The sequence below is a fragment of the Rhodoferax sp. ZS1R8 genome (genome assembly GCF_056521325.1).
The window spans coordinates 50425-66466 of record NZ_JBWMBA010000007.1; the positions used below are offsets into that span (position 1 = coordinate 50425).

11 protein-coding genes are annotated in these 16042 nt (G+C 60.8%); 3 read left to right on the top strand and 8 right to left on the bottom strand.

Translation table 11 applies throughout. The features are described 5' to 3' along the window. Positions 1 to 164: 164 nt before the first annotated feature. On the top strand, positions 165 to 4928 hold the full coding sequence (locus tag AC097P_RS20940) for an NAD-glutamate dehydrogenase (RefSeq protein WP_479612380.1): 4764 nt from the start codon (positions 165 to 167) through the stop codon (positions 4926 to 4928). 151 nt (positions 4929 to 5079) lie between these two features. Here AC097P_RS20940 and AC097P_RS20945 read toward each other — a convergent pair whose 3' ends face one another. Further along, complete coding sequence (locus AC097P_RS20945; RefSeq protein WP_479612381.1) at positions 5080 to 6732, bottom strand: NHL repeat-containing protein; 1653 nt, start codon at positions 6730 to 6732, stop codon at positions 5080 to 5082. Between the two features lie 236 nt (positions 6733 to 6968). Between AC097P_RS20945 and nth the strand changes: the two genes are divergently transcribed. After that, complete coding sequence (gene nth / locus AC097P_RS20950; RefSeq protein ID WP_479612382.1) at positions 6969 to 7613, top strand: endonuclease III; 645 nt, start codon at positions 6969 to 6971, stop codon at positions 7611 to 7613. A gap of 9 nt (positions 7614 to 7622) precedes the next feature. Further along, on the top strand, positions 7623 to 8966 hold the full coding sequence (locus AC097P_RS20955) for a TAXI family TRAP transporter solute-binding subunit (protein WP_479612383.1): 1344 nt from the start codon (positions 7623 to 7625) through the stop codon (positions 8964 to 8966). A 35-nt stretch (positions 8967 to 9001) separates the two neighbouring features. Here AC097P_RS20955 and AC097P_RS20960 read toward each other — a convergent pair whose 3' ends face one another. From AC097P_RS20960 to AC097P_RS20990, 7 genes are all read right to left on the bottom strand, one after another. After that, positions 9002 to 9547 (bottom strand): histidine phosphatase family protein, encoded by a 546-nt coding sequence (locus tag AC097P_RS20960; RefSeq protein WP_479612384.1) that lies wholly within the window; start codon positions 9545 to 9547, stop codon positions 9002 to 9004. Then, positions 9544 to 10386 carry an adenosylcobinamide-GDP ribazoletransferase gene (locus AC097P_RS20965; RefSeq protein WP_479612385.1) on the bottom strand — a complete coding sequence of 281 codons (843 nt, stop codon included), beginning with the start codon at positions 10384 to 10386 and terminating at the stop codon, positions 9544 to 9546. The genes AC097P_RS20960 and AC097P_RS20965 overlap by 4 nt, the downstream gene beginning before the upstream one ends. 23 nt (positions 10387 to 10409) lie before the next feature. Next, positions 10410 to 11504: a nicotinate-nucleotide--dimethylbenzimidazole phosphoribosyltransferase gene (gene cobT / locus AC097P_RS20970; RefSeq protein ID WP_479612386.1), complete on the bottom strand. Its 1095-nt coding sequence runs from the start codon at positions 11502 to 11504 to the stop codon at positions 10410 to 10412. Between the two features lie 34 nt (positions 11505 to 11538). Continuing rightward, complete coding sequence (gene lepB / locus AC097P_RS20975) at positions 11539 to 12459, bottom strand: signal peptidase I (protein ID WP_479612387.1); 921 nt, start codon at positions 12457 to 12459, stop codon at positions 11539 to 11541. Positions 12460 to 12468: 9 nt separating this feature from the next. After that, positions 12469 to 13989: a cobyric acid synthase gene (locus tag AC097P_RS20980; RefSeq protein ID WP_479612514.1), complete on the bottom strand. Its 1521-nt coding sequence runs from the start codon at positions 13987 to 13989 to the stop codon at positions 12469 to 12471. A gap of 88 nt (positions 13990 to 14077) precedes the next feature. Beyond that, positions 14078 to 15361: a DUF3322 domain-containing protein gene (locus tag AC097P_RS20985; protein ID WP_479612388.1), complete on the bottom strand. Its 1284-nt coding sequence runs from the start codon at positions 15359 to 15361 to the stop codon at positions 14078 to 14080. 27 nt (positions 15362 to 15388) lie between these two features. Further along, positions 15389 to 16039: a DUF4276 family protein gene (locus AC097P_RS20990; protein ID WP_479612389.1), complete on the bottom strand. Its 651-nt coding sequence runs from the start codon at positions 16037 to 16039 to the stop codon at positions 15389 to 15391. Positions 16040 to 16042: the final 3 nt, after the last annotated feature.

Consider the following 16042-nt stretch of genomic DNA (forward strand, 5'->3'; position numbering starts at 1 on the left):
TGTGGGTACAAATGGTTGGGTCAGCCTGTAATGGTAGCGCGTGGGGCTTACAGCAGCTTAATGCGACTCTTGCATAAGGCCATGAATGCCCCAGCTCTGGGTGCCCTAAAGGGCTTTTGCAAGCCTAGAATCCGCGTCATCCAAAAGATAACCCGGAGCAACCAATGACCTCTTCCGCGCTCACCGAGCTGCTGTCCTATACCCAAGAACACGCAGGCCCGGCCCCCAGTCGCATCAATGATTTTGTAGCGGCCTACTTTGACAGCACAGACCCCGATGAGTTGGTGGCCCGTGGCCCGGCCACGCTCTTCGCCATCGCCAATGCGCACTGGCGCCTGCTGGACACGCCCCGTGCACCCAACACCGCCAAAGTCCGCGTTTTCAACCCCACACTGGCCGAAGACGGATTTGTCAGCGACCACACCGTGGTGCAGATCGTCAATGACAACATGCCCTTCCTGGTGGATTCGGTCACCATGGCCATCAACCGCAGCAACCGCACAGCCCACTGGATCGTTCACCCGCTGCTCAGCGTCGCGCGTGATGCCAAAGGCAAGGTACAAACTGTCAGCAGCGCAGCTGCCGCTGCGGCAGCCGGTCGTACTGACCCAGTCGAATCGCTGATCCAGGTTGAATGCGACCGCATCGTCGGCGCAGCCGAACAACAGGCACTGGCCACTGAATTGGAAAGCGTGTTGAACGATGTGCGCAGCGCCGTGCAAGACTGGCGCGCCATGTTGGAACGCGCGCAGAAGATGGCCGCTGACGCATCCCGCTCCAGCTTGTCACCCACCGGCCGCCAGGAAGGCGTTGATTTCTTGAGCTGGCTGGAAGACCGCCACTTCACCTTTTTGGGTGCACGCGATTACGACCTGAAGCGCGATGGCGAAGTGGTCAGCATGGTGGCCAAACCCGAGACTGGCCTGGGCATCTTGCGCGGCCCGGTCCACACGCTGGAGACCGTGTTGCCGCCCGAGGCGGTGGCGCTGCTGGAATCCAATGAACTGGTGCTGGTCACCAAGGCAATGACCCGCGCCACCGTGCACCGCCCGGCCTGGCTGGACTATGTGGCAGTCAAACGTTTTGACGAGGCCGGCCAAGTGATCGGCGAGGCGCGCTTCCTGGGCCTCTACACAGCTGCCGCTTACACGGCACCGGTCAGCGAAATCCCCCAGGTGCGCAGCCGCGTAGCCGCTGTGATGGCTGCGGCGGGTGTCGTGCCCGACAGCCACGCCGCCAAGTCCCTGCAATCCATTCTGGACATTTACCCGCGCGACGAGCTGTTCCAGATCGACACTCCCACGCTGACCGAGCACGCCATTGGCATCCTGCGCCTGCAAGAGCGCCAGCGCACCCGCCTGTTCCTGCGCCGCGACCCGTTTGGCCGCTTCACGTCGGCCCTGGTGTTTGTGCCCCGTGACCGCTTCAATACCGAGCTGCGCATCAAGATCGGCAACGAGCTGATGGCCGCGCTGGACGGCCAGTCCATCGAGTTCACGCCCATGCTGACCGACAGCCCGCAGGCCCGCATCCACTACCTGGTGCGCGCCAAGGACAATGCACCCCACGTTGCCAACTTTGCCGCGCTGGAGGCCCGTATCACCCGCCTGACCCAGCGCTGGGAAGACGACGCTACTGCCGAGCTGCTGCGCGCCCACGGTGAAGGCCTCGGCCTTGCCCTGGCCCACCGCTTTGCCGATGCATTCCCCACCGCTTACCGCGAAGACTTCTCGCCGCAAGTGGGTGCAGAAGACGCCGACATGCTGCTGGCGTTGTCCCCCACCTCGCCGCTGGCCGTCAAGCTGTACCGTCCGCTGGATGCCGGCGCCGGCATCTTGCGCCTGAAGATCTACAACACGTCCAAGGTAGCCTTGTCCGACTCACTGCCCGTGCTGGAACGCATGGGCGCCCGTGTACTGGACGAACACCCCTACCGCATCGGCAGCAACGGCGACACGCTGTGGATACACGATCTGGGTCTGCAACTGCCGCCCGACACCGACATCGCCAAGGTCAAATCGCGCTTTGAGGCGTTGTTTGCCACCGCCTGGCGCGGCGGCGTGGAGAGTGATGACCTGAACCGCCTGGTGCTGGTCACCAACCTGGACGCCCGCGCCATCTCCGTACTGCGAGCCTACACCCGCTACTTCAAGCAATTGGGCTTTGCGTTCAGCCAGAGTTACATCGAAGCGGCGCTGAACAAGAACGCAAGCATCGCCCAGGCCATCGTCGAGCTGTTCATGGCCCGCTTTGACCCCGCCTTTGCTGGCGACCGTGCGTCCGCACAAAAACAACTCAAGCAACAGATTGACACCGCGCTGGGCAACGTCGCCAGCCTGGACGAAGACCGCATCCTGCGCCAGTTTGTCGCCACCGTGATCGCAACCCTGCGTACCAATCTGTGGCAGGCCGCTGCCTCGGGCTCCGAGAAGCCCTACATCAGCTTCAAGCTCAACCCACGCGAAGTGCCGGGCGTGCCAGAGCCCAAGCCGCTGTTCGAGATCTGGGTGTATTCGCCGCGGGTTGAAGGTGTGCATTTGCGCGGTGGCAAGGTGGCCCGTGGTGGCCTGCGCTGGTCGGACCGCCGCGAAGACTTCCGCACCGAGATTCTGGGTCTGGTCAAAGCGCAGCAGGTCAAGAACACGGTCATCGTGCCGGTGGGCTCCAAGGGCGGTTTTGTGTTGAAAAATGCACCCCCTGCCAGCGACCGCGAGGCCTACCAGGCCGAGGGCATTGCCTGCTACAAACTCTTCCTGTCGGGCATGCTGGACATTACCGACAACGTGGTCAAGGGTACCGTGGTGCCTCCGCTCAACGTGGTGCGCCATGACGTGGACGACCCCTACCTGGTCGTCGCCGCTGACAAGGGCACGGCCACCTTCTCCGACATTGCCAACGGCGTTTCTGCCGACTACGGTTTCTGGCTGGGCGATGCGTTTGCCTCAGGTGGCTCGGTGGGCTACGACCACAAGAAGATGGGCATCACCGCACGCGGTGCATGGGAGGCCGTCAAGCGCCACTTCCGCAGCCTGGGCGTGAACACGCAGACCACGGCCTTCACGGTGGCCGGTATTGGCGATATGTCGGGCGACGTGTTTGGCAACGGCATGCTGCTGTCCGAACACATCAAGCTGGTCGTGGCCTTTGACCACCGCCATATCTTTATCGATCCATCGCCGGATGTGGCCAAGTCGTTTGCAGAACGCCAACGCCTGTTCAACCTGCCCCGCTCCAGCTGGGATGACTACGATAAGAGCCTGATCTCGCGAGGCGGTGGTGTATTCCCCCGCAGCGCCAAGTCCATTCCGCTGAGCCCCGAAGCGCGTGCCGTCATCGGTATCACGGCCGAAGAACTGCCACCGCTGGAGCTGTTAAAAGCCATCCTGCAGGCGCCCGTGGACCTGCTGTACAACGGCGGTATTGGCACCTACGTCAAAGCCAGCTTCGAGACCCATGCACAGGTGGGCGACAAGGCCAGCGATGCCTTCCGTGTCAACGGCAGCGAGCTGCGCTGCAAGGTCGTGGCCGAAGGCGGCAACCTGGGTTGCACACAAAACGGCCGTATCGAATACGCCCAAAAGGGTGGCCTGATCTACACCGACGCCATTGACAACTCGGCCGGTGTGGACTGCTCCGACCACGAAGTCAATATCAAGATTTTGCTGGGCGGCGTGGTCGAAGCTGGGGACCTGACGCTGAAGCAGCGCAACGACCTGCTCGCGTCCATGACCGACGAAGTAGGCCACCTGGTGCTGCAAGACAACTACTACCAGACCCAGGCGCTGGACATTGCGACACACCGTCCGCTGTATGTGTTGGATGGCCAGCAGCGCCTGATGCAGTGGCTGGAAGGCAGCAACCGCCTGAACCGCGCCATCGAATTTTTGCCCACCGATGATGAGATCGCCAAGCGCCGTGCCCGCAAGGTCGGCCTGACCTCACCCGAAAACGCGGTGGTGCTCGCCTACGCCAAGATGAGTGTGTTTGACGAACTGGTGGCTAGCAACTTGCCGGATGATCCGTTCTTCAGCCGCGCTCTGAAGGCCTACTTCCCGCAGGTGTTGACCGAGAAGTTTGCCCCCGCCATTGCAGCCCACCCGCTGAAGCGCGAAATCATTGCGACCTTTATCACCAACACGGTGGTGAACCGCACCGGTGCGACGTTTGTCAACTTCATCGCGGCCGAATCGGGTGCGACGGCAGCAGACGTCATCCGCGCCTTCACGCTGGCCCGCGAGATCTTTGATTTGGAACCGATCTGGGACCAACTCGATGCGCTGGACTACAAGATCGACGCCAGCCTGCAACTCGATTTGCTCAGCAAGCTGATCGCCATCGCACAACGCGCCTCACGCTGGATGCTGCGCATCCGCGCCCAGGGCACCGATCTGCCCACACTGATCCAGCGCTACCAGCCGGCAGCGCGCGAACTGCGCAAGAACCTGGCCGCTTGGTTGCCGCAAAGCGCACAAGACAGCTGGCAACAGGCCACCGATGTACTGGTGAAAGCCGGGGTGGACGCGGCCCTGGCGCAAAACCTGACAGCGCTGGAATTCATCTTCCCGGCACTGGATTTGGTGGACTTGGCCCAAAGCGCAAATACCGGTCTGGAGCAGGCCGCACGCGCCTACTTTGGTATCGAGGCCGATCTGTGCCTGACCGACTGGCGCACCCAGATCAACCGCCTGCCCACCGACACACTGTGGCAAACCCAGGCGCGTGGCAGTGCGCGTGACGATGTGTACTCCATCGCCCGCCAGATCACGCTGGGCCAGCTGTCGCGCGGTGCCGAAGGCGTAGAGGCCTGGCGCTCACAGCACGGTCAGGCCATCGGGCGTCTACAAGCGCTGCTGACAACCATCAGCACGCAAGGGCCTGACCTGGCGCCCGTGTCGGTGGCGTTGCGGGAGCTGCGGCACTTGGCGTAAAGACGTTGCCTGCCCCTTCGTCAACAGCCTGAAACTCGCTGCCCCTGGACATACAGGGGCAGCGAGTTTCCTCAGGGGCGGTCACAGCAGAGATACAGATGGTGACAGAGGATTCCCTCCGAGCGAGCTAATGATCGCCACTTCCGCCACCCTACTGTAAAAGTATCCATATGACACTGTCGGCAGTGCCAGTCACAAAGACATTGCCGTCAACGCCTACCGCCAACCCGCTGGGACCGGTCAGCCGCCCTGGCCGGTGAAGAATGAGCCCCACCGGTCCATCGCCCACCAGCGTGCTAACAACGCCCGAAGGAGTGATCTTGCGCACGCCGTGATTGCTGGTGTCTGCGACAAACACATTGCCACCGCTATCTACAGCGACGGCACTTGGTTGACTGAAGCGCGCGGCCACACCAGTGCCGTCGATAAAGCCAAAATTCCTGTTTCCGGCAAGTGTGTTGACTGAACCACTTGGGGTTATTTTGCGGATGGCTTGGTTTCCGGTGTCTGCGACAAACACATTGTCATTGGCATCCACTGCGAGACCCCTTGGTTGGTTGAAGCTCGCCGCCACGCCAGCGCCATCGTCAAAGCCTGCTGTTCCAGAACCAGAAAAAGTACTGATGACACCAGTTGGTGTGATCTTGCGAATCGCATGGTTAGTGGTATCGGCCACGAACACATTTCCGTTGCTATCCACGGCGATACCCGTAGGAGCAACGAAACCAGCCTCTTGGCTAACGCTATAGGTTATACCTAACAGTGCGCTGCTTGCCAAAGTACTAACCACCCCTGCCGGAGTGATCTTGCGGATGGCTTGGTTGCCTGAGTCGGCCACGAAGACGTTGCCATTTCGGTCTACTGCTATACCCTTCGGCGCGTTAAAAGTCGCCGCGGCACCGACGCCATCGGTAAAACCCGAAGCTCCGATGCCAGCCAAGGTACTGACAAACCCAGCCGGGGAGATCTTTCGAATCGCGTGATGGCCAGTATCTGCCACGAAGATCGTGCCATTGCTGTCCACGGCGACATCCGCTGGGTACTTGAAGCCTGCCAACGAAAGTGGGCCGTCGACATAATTTTCCGTTGTGCCTGCAAAGGTGCCAACCACTACCGTTTTGCCCGTCACCTTGTCTTTTGTGGCGTATACGCGTTCCAGAAGTTGGTTGTAGGCTTGGGTCCCCAAGGCTTGGTATGGCAGCCCTACCGGATCAAAAGACTCCGGGCTAAGACCCACAAACGCCAAGGGCGACGTCAACCCGCCGTTCAGCTTATTCCGGGACGCCGGCAGAAGGCTCGGATTTGCCGCCAGCATCGTCGGCGTGACTTTTGATGCATCCCCACCCAGATTCATTGCAACAGCCACATACCCCGCCACTTTGTCGGTCAAACCGTTTATGTTCACGGTGATAAAACCACGCGTCTTTACAGTTGCTGACGATTGCGAGTACCAAGCCGTGCCGTCAGTTCGCGTGACTCTTGCAACAAAGGGAGGGACAAAACCTTTAATGTTGACGCGATAGTAGCCCTGCGCGTCCGTAGTGGTACTAACCGAATGCCCAGCGCTATCTGACAAAACAACTGGAGCATTGACAATAGGGGCTCTGTCAGAGGCCGTGCCGTCGGCACCCGCAGCACCTGCGTCTCCACCTCCAAAGTCATTTTCGGGAATGGAGCGTCCAAAGCTATCGCTCATCAGTGACAGGGGGGGCGAACTGGTGTTCGGAAGCGGTGCCGATCCGCCTCCGCCCCCTCCACACGAGACCAGCAACCAGGCGCACAACAGCGCTGCAAAATTCTTCATTGCAATACCTTCCCCGAAAATTATTATGTAAGACCATTGAGCCGCTCATTTGCACAATTTCCCAAAAAGCCAGCCCGGCGTTCTGCTACTCATGGAATAGACAGAAGGACCGATCTTATCGACCGCAGCCATGCGCAGTGCCAGGGCATACGGGAAAATGGTGACAGAAAGTTCGCGGCGTATACGACATAAGCAGACGCGACAATAATTGCGTGTAACGGACCACATCGAGCGCCATGCAGCCACCCCATATCGAAGCCTTCTTCGCCACCCTTCACGCCGCCAACCCCATGCCGGTGACGGAGCTCGAATACACCAGTGTGTTCGAACTGCTCACCGCCGTTTTGCTCAGCGCACAGGCTACCGATGTTGGTGTCAACAAGGCCACGCGCAAGCTGTTCCCGGTGGCCAACACGCCGCAGGCGATTCTGGACCTGGGCCTGGATGGACTGGAGTCCTACATCAAGACCATTGGCCTGTACCACAGCAAAGCCAAACACCTGATGCAGACCTGCCGCATGCTGGTGGATCTGCATGGTGGCAAAGTGCCGGGTACGCGTGAAGAATTGCAGGCCCTGCCAGGCGTGGGGCGCAAAACGGCCAACGTGGTGCTGAACGTGGCCTTTGGCGAACCCACGATGGCGGTGGACACGCACATCTTCCGCGTGTCCAACCGTACCGGACTCGCTGCGGGCAAGACGCCCGACAAGGTCGAGCAACAACTGCTGCGACGCGTCCCGCCGCAATACATGGTCGATGCGCACCACTGGCTGATATTGCACGGCCGATATGTGTGCCAGGCCCGCAAACCGCTGTGCTGGCGGTGCGGCGTTATCGCCCACTGTGACTTCGCAGACAAGACGCCAGCACCCACACACTAAGGCATCAACGTGACCAAATCCATTCGCTTCACTCTGCTCTCCCTGCGCGACCTGATGGTCTCGGCAGGCCCGTTCGTCGCCCTCGCGGTGGTATTGCTGACCCTGGCCTACTGGTGGTTGGACCCGAACCCTCCCAAGCGTGTGACGCTGGCCACCGGTCCTGCGCAAAGCGCGTACGAAGAGTTTGGCAAACGATACGCCAAGCTGCTGGCCAAGGACGGCATAGCCGTAAGCCTGATCCCATCCGAAGGCTCGGCTGACAACCTGCGCCTGTTGCGCGAAGGCAAGGCCGACTTCGGTTTTGTGCAAGGCGGCACGCGCGACGCCGAGGGGGCGGACGATGCCGACCTGGAATCACTGGGCAGCCTGTTCCTGGAGCCGGTCTGGCTGTTCTACCGCGAGGCCGCGGCACCGGCCGACACCACACCACCGCACACGCTGGATTCGCTGACGCAGTTGCGCGGCCTGCGTATCAATATTGGCACCGCGGGCAGTGGCGTCCCCAATCTGATGCGCAAGCTGCTGGACAGTAACCGCGTGGACTTGTCCACGCTGACACTGTCGGAGCTGGAGCAAACACCGGCCACCGTGGCCTTTCTGGGCGGCGAGCTGGACGCCATTGTCTTCGCGTCGGCACCCGAATCGCAGATGGTGCAGATGCTGCTGCAGACGCCCGGCGTCAAGCTGATGGACTTTGCGCAGGCCGAAGCCTATTCCCGCCGCTTTGCCTTCCTGAGCCCAGCCCTGCTGCCGCGCGGCGTTGTCGATCTGGCCAATGACATACCGCCCAAGAACGTGCGCCTGGTAGCACCCACCACCACGCTGCTGACCCACGCCAACACACACCCTGCCCTGTTGCAACTGTTTGCGCTGGCGGGCAACACCATCCACGGTACTGCCGGTTGGTTCAAACATGCGCGCGAGTACCCCAACATCCGCAACAACGAGCTGCCGGTAGCCCAGGAGGCGGACCGCAGCATACAGGGCGGCCCGCCGCTGCTGCAGCGCTACCTGCCTTTCTGGGTGGCAAATCTGGTAGAGCGCATGTGGCTGGCCATGGGTATTATTTTGGCGGTGCTGTTGCCGCTGTCGCGCGTGGTGCCGCCGTTATATGCGTTTCGGGTGCGCTCGCGCATCTTCCGCTGGTACGCCCAACTGCGTGAGCTTGAGGCCCGGGCTGAATGCTCTGAAGACACTGCGCCGCTGCTGGAAGAACTGAACCAGATGGACCGCCACGCCGAGAAGATCGTCGTGCCGCTGTCCTATACCGACGAACTCTATTCGCTGCGCAACAACATCCAACTGGTGCGCAAGAAGCTGCTGCAGCACAACAGCGCCGCGCCGCGTCAATAAGCGGCGGCTTTCACGACTTGAAAGGCCGTGATTTGTCAAATATCGGCAAGCTCCCACTGACCCCAGGCAGGGGCATCCAGCGGCCATTGGTCTGCGCGGTCGACATGCCGTAACCCCTTTGCAAGCAGCGATGCCCCACGAATCACCCCCGCGTGCGTGATCCAAACCGTAGGCTTGGCCTGTGCAAGGCAGTGGTCCCACACCGTGCCTACCCTGCGCATGAAATCAACCACGCTCTCGGCTCCGCCGCAACGCCAGGTCGCAAAAGCCTGTGTCCAACCATCCAACTCGGTGCGGGCTATGGCGTCCCAGCGCTGCCCCTCCCAGCTGCCAAAGTCCATTTCACGCAATCCAGGCTCAAACTCATAAGACAAATCGGGCCGCAGCCCTCGCAGGGCGTGCGTAAGCTGCTCACATCTTTGTAGCGTTGACGACAGCACCCGGACACCCACCGGCAGCGCACCGGCCAGCTGGTAAGCCGCTTGGGCGGTAGCGGACACATCCGCGGCAACATCCATGGCCCCATAGCAAATGCCGGGAGCCACCAGGGGCTGCGCGTGGCGCACCAACCATAGCTTCATAGCGCCACGGCCAGGCCCAGGTAGAAGGCAATCTCGCACACCTGTTGCGTGGCGCCCAAGCCGTCGCCGGTGAAGCCCTGCAAGCGGCGCCACAGCAAGCGCCCCATGTAGGCAAAGGCCAGAGCTGAGGCCACCAGCGCGGGTGCCAGCGGCTGGATCTGCGCCCAGCTCCAGGCGGCGGAAACTCCCGAATTGATAGCGTACTGTGTAGCAACCACGAGGGCTAGCGCACCAAAACACCAAATGCCCGCCGCCAAAAGGCTGCGCCCACTGATCTGGTCGGCCAGCGGCTTGGACTTGGACCCCGCGGCGTCGCCCACATGCGGCATCAGCCGTATCAGCAGCAACGGCCAGGTGCGCGACACCACGTGTGCTGCAAAGATACCCAGCAGCATCCAGCGTGGGCTGACCGCACCGATGAGCGCCAGCAGCGACACCTTGGCAAGCAAAGCCAGCACCACGGCCAGCACGCCGAATGCGCCGACGCGCGAGTCCTTCATGATGACCAACGCCCGGTCCCGGTCGCTGGTACCGCCCAGACCATCTGCCACATCGGCAAGGCCATCTTCATGGAAACCGCCGGTCGCCATGACGCTGAGCACGGTGCCCATGACGGCGGCGACCAGCGGTGCGAACGGGCTGGGCGGCAAGCAGGTCAATAGCACCGCAGTCAACGCGGCCACCAACGCGCCCACCACCACGCCCACCCCCGGAAAGTGCCCGGCACTGGCACGCAGCATGGCCGGGCCATAGCCCACCCAGTCCGCCAGCCGCCCCGTCACCGGGATGCGGGTGAAAAATTGGATAGCCAGCAGGAAGTGGCGAACCGATTGGCGCATGGGGCAGGTCGATTGCGCAGGGATCAGGCCGTGTGCACCGGTGCGTCGGACTTTTCCGACACACCGGCCGATGCAAAGCTGGCCATGTCCCGCAGGATGGTGCAGCTGGACTGCAATAGCGGCCAGGCCAGTGCAGCACCCGAGCCCTCGCCAAGGCGCAAGCCCAGGTCCAGCAGCGCCTGCACACCCAGGTGCTGCAACATGAATTCGTGGCCCCGCTCGCCAGACCGGTGGGCAAACACGCAGCGCTGCAACACCAGCGGTTGCAAGGCATGCGCCACCAGCACCGCACTGGTGGCAATGAAACCGTCCACGACGATGACGCGGCGCTCAGACCCAGCCTGCAGCACAGCGCCCACCATGGTCGCAATCTCAAAGCCACCAAAGGCTGCCAACGCATCCAAGGGTGCTATTGCGTTCGCATGGCGCGCCAACACTTCGCGCAGCACCTCGGTCTTGCGCAACACAGCCGGCGCGTCCAGTCCGGTGCCAGCACCGGTGCACTGTGCAATATCCAGCCCAGCGAGGCGTGACAGCAACAAGGATGCGGCCGAGGTATTGCCGATACCCATTTCGCCCAACAACAGCGCGTTGCCGGGCAGACCCTTCACCAGATCGATACCGTGCTGCAGTGCTTCATCACATTGGCGTGTGGTCATGGCCGCCTGCACCGAAGAATTCGCAGTGCCCTGCTCCGCCCCCGGGGCCTTGCGCACCTGCAAACCCGCGCGCTGCGCACCTGCGGGCAGGCCCGCCAGAAAGTCATGCTTGACGCCGCAGTCCACCACCGTCAACGCAATGCCGTTCTGTTTGGCCAACACGCTGACCGCCGCGCCACCGGCCAAAAAGTTCTCCACCATCTGCCAGGTCACGTCACTGGGAAAGGCCGATACGCCGCGAGCCGTCAGGCCATGGTCGCCCGCAAACACCACCATCTGCGGCTGCATCAGCACCGGTGCTGTGCTGCCCAGAATCTGACCAATGGCCAAGGCCAGGTCTTCGATACGACCCAGGGAGCCCAGGGGCTTGGTCTTGTTGTTGAGGGTGTGGTGCAGGGCCTCGGTGAGGGCGGAGTCGTGGATGTCCTGCAGAGCAGGAAGAAAGTGTGTTTGCGACATTGGTGTAGTTCGTCAAAATAAAATTAAACAGCGGCTAGGGGAAAACGTAGATCAATTTACCGACCAGGTGATCCCTTGGCACAAAACCCCAGTATCGACTGTCAAAACTGTTGTCCCTATGGTCACCCATGCCGTAGTAGTGCCCATCCGGTACCACACAGGTGACCCGATCCTTGCCATAGGTGCAATTTCCAGAATTTGAAAACTCTCCCTGGAACGGGAGGATGTCCGGTCTATCTTTGTCCAACAAAATGGCGTATTCGTTGTCGCCCAGTTTTTCACTGAACTGGTTGTAGTAGCGCATGGCCGATTCTTCTAAATAGTCTGCCATGGGGCGCCTACTTGCTTCTTGCCCGTTGACGAAGAGAGTCTTGTTGCGGTAATCAATCTTGTCACCGGGCAGACCAACGATTCGCTCGATGTAATGCAGGTTGCGGTTCTTGGGGAATTCAATAACGAGAACATCTCCCCTCTTAATGGGTTCAGAAACCGGCGAACGCGCCAGCCGAATACCAAACACCGCGTAGTTACCGTAACCCCACTTCTGCGCGATGAATCTCGCACCGGGTTTCAAGGTAGGCTGCATGGAACCGGATGGGACACGGAAAGGCTCATAGAAAAAAGCGCGAAACGCTAGCCACAGTGACACAAAGAGCAAAATGGTGAGCCACAGGCCGTACCAACGGCTGTAGCCAGGCCGCACGCGATCCGCTTCGAAACGAACGGCTTGCAAGTAGGCAGTCCGTGAGATTGCACACGCGAAAGCCAGTTGCACCAGCAGAGGCAACTCTTCCTGCGTACCGACAACTGCGAACTGCAAACCTGCCAGTACGAATATAGCCACAGTAGCTGCAGCCGCCCACTTCCATCGCCCCACATAGAGCAAACCAATGGGTGGAACAAAGAAACCCAACAGCGCCGCCAACCAGCCCTTAGGACGATTCACCATCTCCATCAACTCCCTTCAAAGTTTGTAATTTTTTTGCCCAGTCGAACTGCTGTCCGGACCGATAAGGCTGTCCAGTATGCCGGGTGCGAAGTGCGCAGCGATGTAATCTGCCAGCCCATCGAACACCGTGTCCAAGGTAGGCACCGCGCCCAGCAACTGTGCGCCAAACAAGGCTTGTAGCGCGTTGGGGTCTTCAAACAGCCCGTGCAGGTAAATGCCCATCACATTACCTCGGGCGTTTAACCAACCCAGGCCATCGGGCAACACCGCATGCGCCACGTCTCCAGCACGCGCCATGGCTACATGCTGCTGCGTCTGCCCATGGTGAATCTCATAGCCGCTAACAGCCACCCCGGCAAGGGGCGTCCATGGTGATAGCGATGGCGCACCGGCGTCCGCTTCAGCAAAACGGGTGGTCGTAGGCCGAACCGTCTTGTCCTCAGCAAACACCGTTACCAAGGGCAATAACCCCAAGCCCGGTGCATTGCCATCAATGCCATGCGTATCAATCAGCGCCTCGCCCAGCATCTGCAAACCGCCGCACACGCCCAACACCGCCCCACCCTGCCCCGCATGCTGGGCAACCGCAGCATCCAGCCCCTGCGCGCGCAGCCAGGCCAGGTCTCCACTGGTGTGCTTGGAGCCCGGCAGGATAATCCAGTCGGTGGGTTTGAGGCAGGCAAGCTCACTGGGGCTGCGCACCCACTGCAAACGCAAGCCGGGAATGTTCTTTAACGGCTGGAACTCATCCAAATTACTGATACGCGGATAGGCCACCACGGCTACCGTCAGGTTCACCGCGCCCTTGGCAATGGTGCGGTCATCGAACACACCATCTTCTTCGGGCAGGCCATGGTGCCACCACATCGGCAGCGTGGCCACCGTGGGGATGCCGGTCAGGTCCTGCAGCATTTGCGGCGCGGGTGCCAACAGCGTCGCATCACCGCGAAACTTGTTCAGCACAAAGCCCTTGATCAACGCGCGCTCATCCTCCGGCAACAGCGCCCAGGTGCCATACAGATGGGCGAAGGCGCCGCCCCGGTCAATATCAGACACCAGCAAACACGAAGCGTTGCAATGCTTGGCAACACGCATGTTGACGATATCGCTGGACGACAAATTGATCTCGGCCGGTGAGCCTGCGCCCTCGATCACCACGACGTCGTTCTCCGCGCGCAAGGCATCCAGCGCTGCGGCAATGTGCGGCCACACCAGCAGGCTGCGGCCGCGCCACGGCAAGACTGTCAACTCGGCACTAACCTGGCCCATCAACACCACCTGGCTGTGCGTGTCTCGCTCGGGCTTGAGCAGCAAGGGGTTCATGCGTACATCGGGCACGGCGTTGGCGGCCAGGGCCTGGAAGTATTGAGCCGATCCGATTTCTCCCTGACCGTTTTCGGAGGCAACCACCCTAGCGTTATTGCTCATGTTCTGCGCCTTAAACGGCGCGACCTTGAGGCCTTGGCGCGCGTAGTAGCGGCACAACGCGGTGGTGAGCCAGCTTTTGCCGGCACCGCTGGTGGTGCCCAGCACCATGATGCAAAGAGCGGTCAAGCGCAAGCTTTCACGAAATTCACTATCAAAAAGTGAGCTACTGACACATATTCCACGAGGGCTACAGCCATTATTTTCTCTCAAGTTCGTCCGCCGCCACGACAACTGCGGTATGCGAGCCGGGCAGTACGGCCAAGGCCGCCTTCACCCATTCAAAACCAATACGTTCTTGCTCCAGGCGCACACCGGCGCTTGGCTGCTTTGCACCCAATAGGTCGGCCCGCAGGCGCTTGTCACGCAGTTCGTCAAACAGTGCGGACTCGGTCACAGTCAGGCGGGGCAAGTCTCGCACCATCGGCTGCGCCTCGTCACCCCATTGGCTAAGGTGCGCCATCAAAGTACTGCGGTCCATCAACAAGGATCGCGCGTGGGGCAACTGCGCACGCAATTGGTCCAAAATGGCGAAACCATGGGTGTCGATATCGCCCCAGTAGTAAACATCGCGATCCTGCAACCACCGCGCACCGGACAACACCTCAAACCCATAACCCGCACCAAAAACCACCAGGCTATCCGCCAGCGGTGGAAAGGCCAGAAAGTTGACCTCGTTCTCTGTGATAAACACACGCCGCACAGACACATCCAGCCGTTCGAACGCCGCCTGGGTCACACCAATATCTTGCTCACAGCCTTTAGGCAACAGCGCCGAGCGTGGGTCCAGCAACCGAAAACGGATGCGCAAGGGCTTGTCCTTGAACCCATAACGGAGGCAAAACTGACTGACGCCACCGGCACGGGAATCGATGGCATCTACAGGCAAGGCCAGGTCCAGCAACTCCGAGAGCACGCCACGGTTCGCCTCGATGAATTTGCTGTCCACACCGGGCAAGTCCACCTGACGCAAGTAGATGCCAGGGCGTGGATGTGCTTGCAACCATGCGACCACCGAAAGCACACGCGGCCAGGCATCTGCCAGAGCCAGGGCGTTCAAGGGCCGCCTCTCCAGCCACGGCAACACGGCGGGCCATAGGGTCAAATAGTGCTCACGTGTCAGTTGCACCAGGCCCGCAAACCGCTTGGCCTCTTTTTGTTTGCCAATCAACGCCAGCGCGTCATCCACCGTGTCAAGCCAGACCTCATCCGGCACAGCATTGACACCCAGCACGCGGTGGCGGAATTCGCGCATGACGATGCGATAGCGTGGCCCGCTCGCTGGGGGCGCGCCACACCCCAAGTCCTTCATCCACGTCCGCACCGCGTCGAAGCGTTCCGTCAGTTCGGTCGAAGTAGGCCCCAAAAGTCGCAAACGCCGGGGCAGGATCGCAGTGCCTTGCACGCACGGGCGTAGCAAGTCGCCCTTGTCCCATAGCTTTTGGGCTTGGGTGCGCAGGTCAGCGGGGGTAGTCCAGGTCATTTGGTTGCGGTATCGGCCACAGCCACGTCACTCTTGCGCAATCAACCTGGAGAGGCCGTCGCGAAACTTTCCAAAACTGGGCGATACGTTTTGATGAAGGTCCATAAAAGGGCCTATCTTTTCTGCCCACTCGTGTTTGAGCTGCTCAGGCAGCGGCCAACCCGCCTTTTTGATGGCCGCAGCGCCACCGGCATGGACGGCATCGGCCAGCAGTTCCCAGGTGCCACACACGCTGTCCTGCACATACCGATCCAGCACATCGCGCTTGGCGCGCGGGAAGGCATTCAACAAGGCCGCGCGGTCGCCGAAATACCAGGCTTCCATTTCCTCAATTGCCAGCCGGAACAGGGTTTTGGGAGCGGGTTCGCATTTTTCAGCGACAGACTTCAATTCTTGCAAGAATGCCCTGCAATCACGTCGATCCGAGTCAAGCACCACCACGACCGCGTCATACCCGGGTGATTTCCCGTAGCCTCTAAGAATTTTTGGCAACTGATCCAGCAAAATGCGCTTGGCTGGGTCTGCCTTGGACGTCAACCCTTGCGGAATGCGCCCAATGCCTTTGTAGGCTTTGAGCCGCCAGGTGTGCGGTGCACGCTGTTCGCCCAGAATTTGCGGCAACAGCTGTGCCAACAATTTTTCCCCGGAGCTGTCCTCTACCAAGACCTCGATGTGCATGGC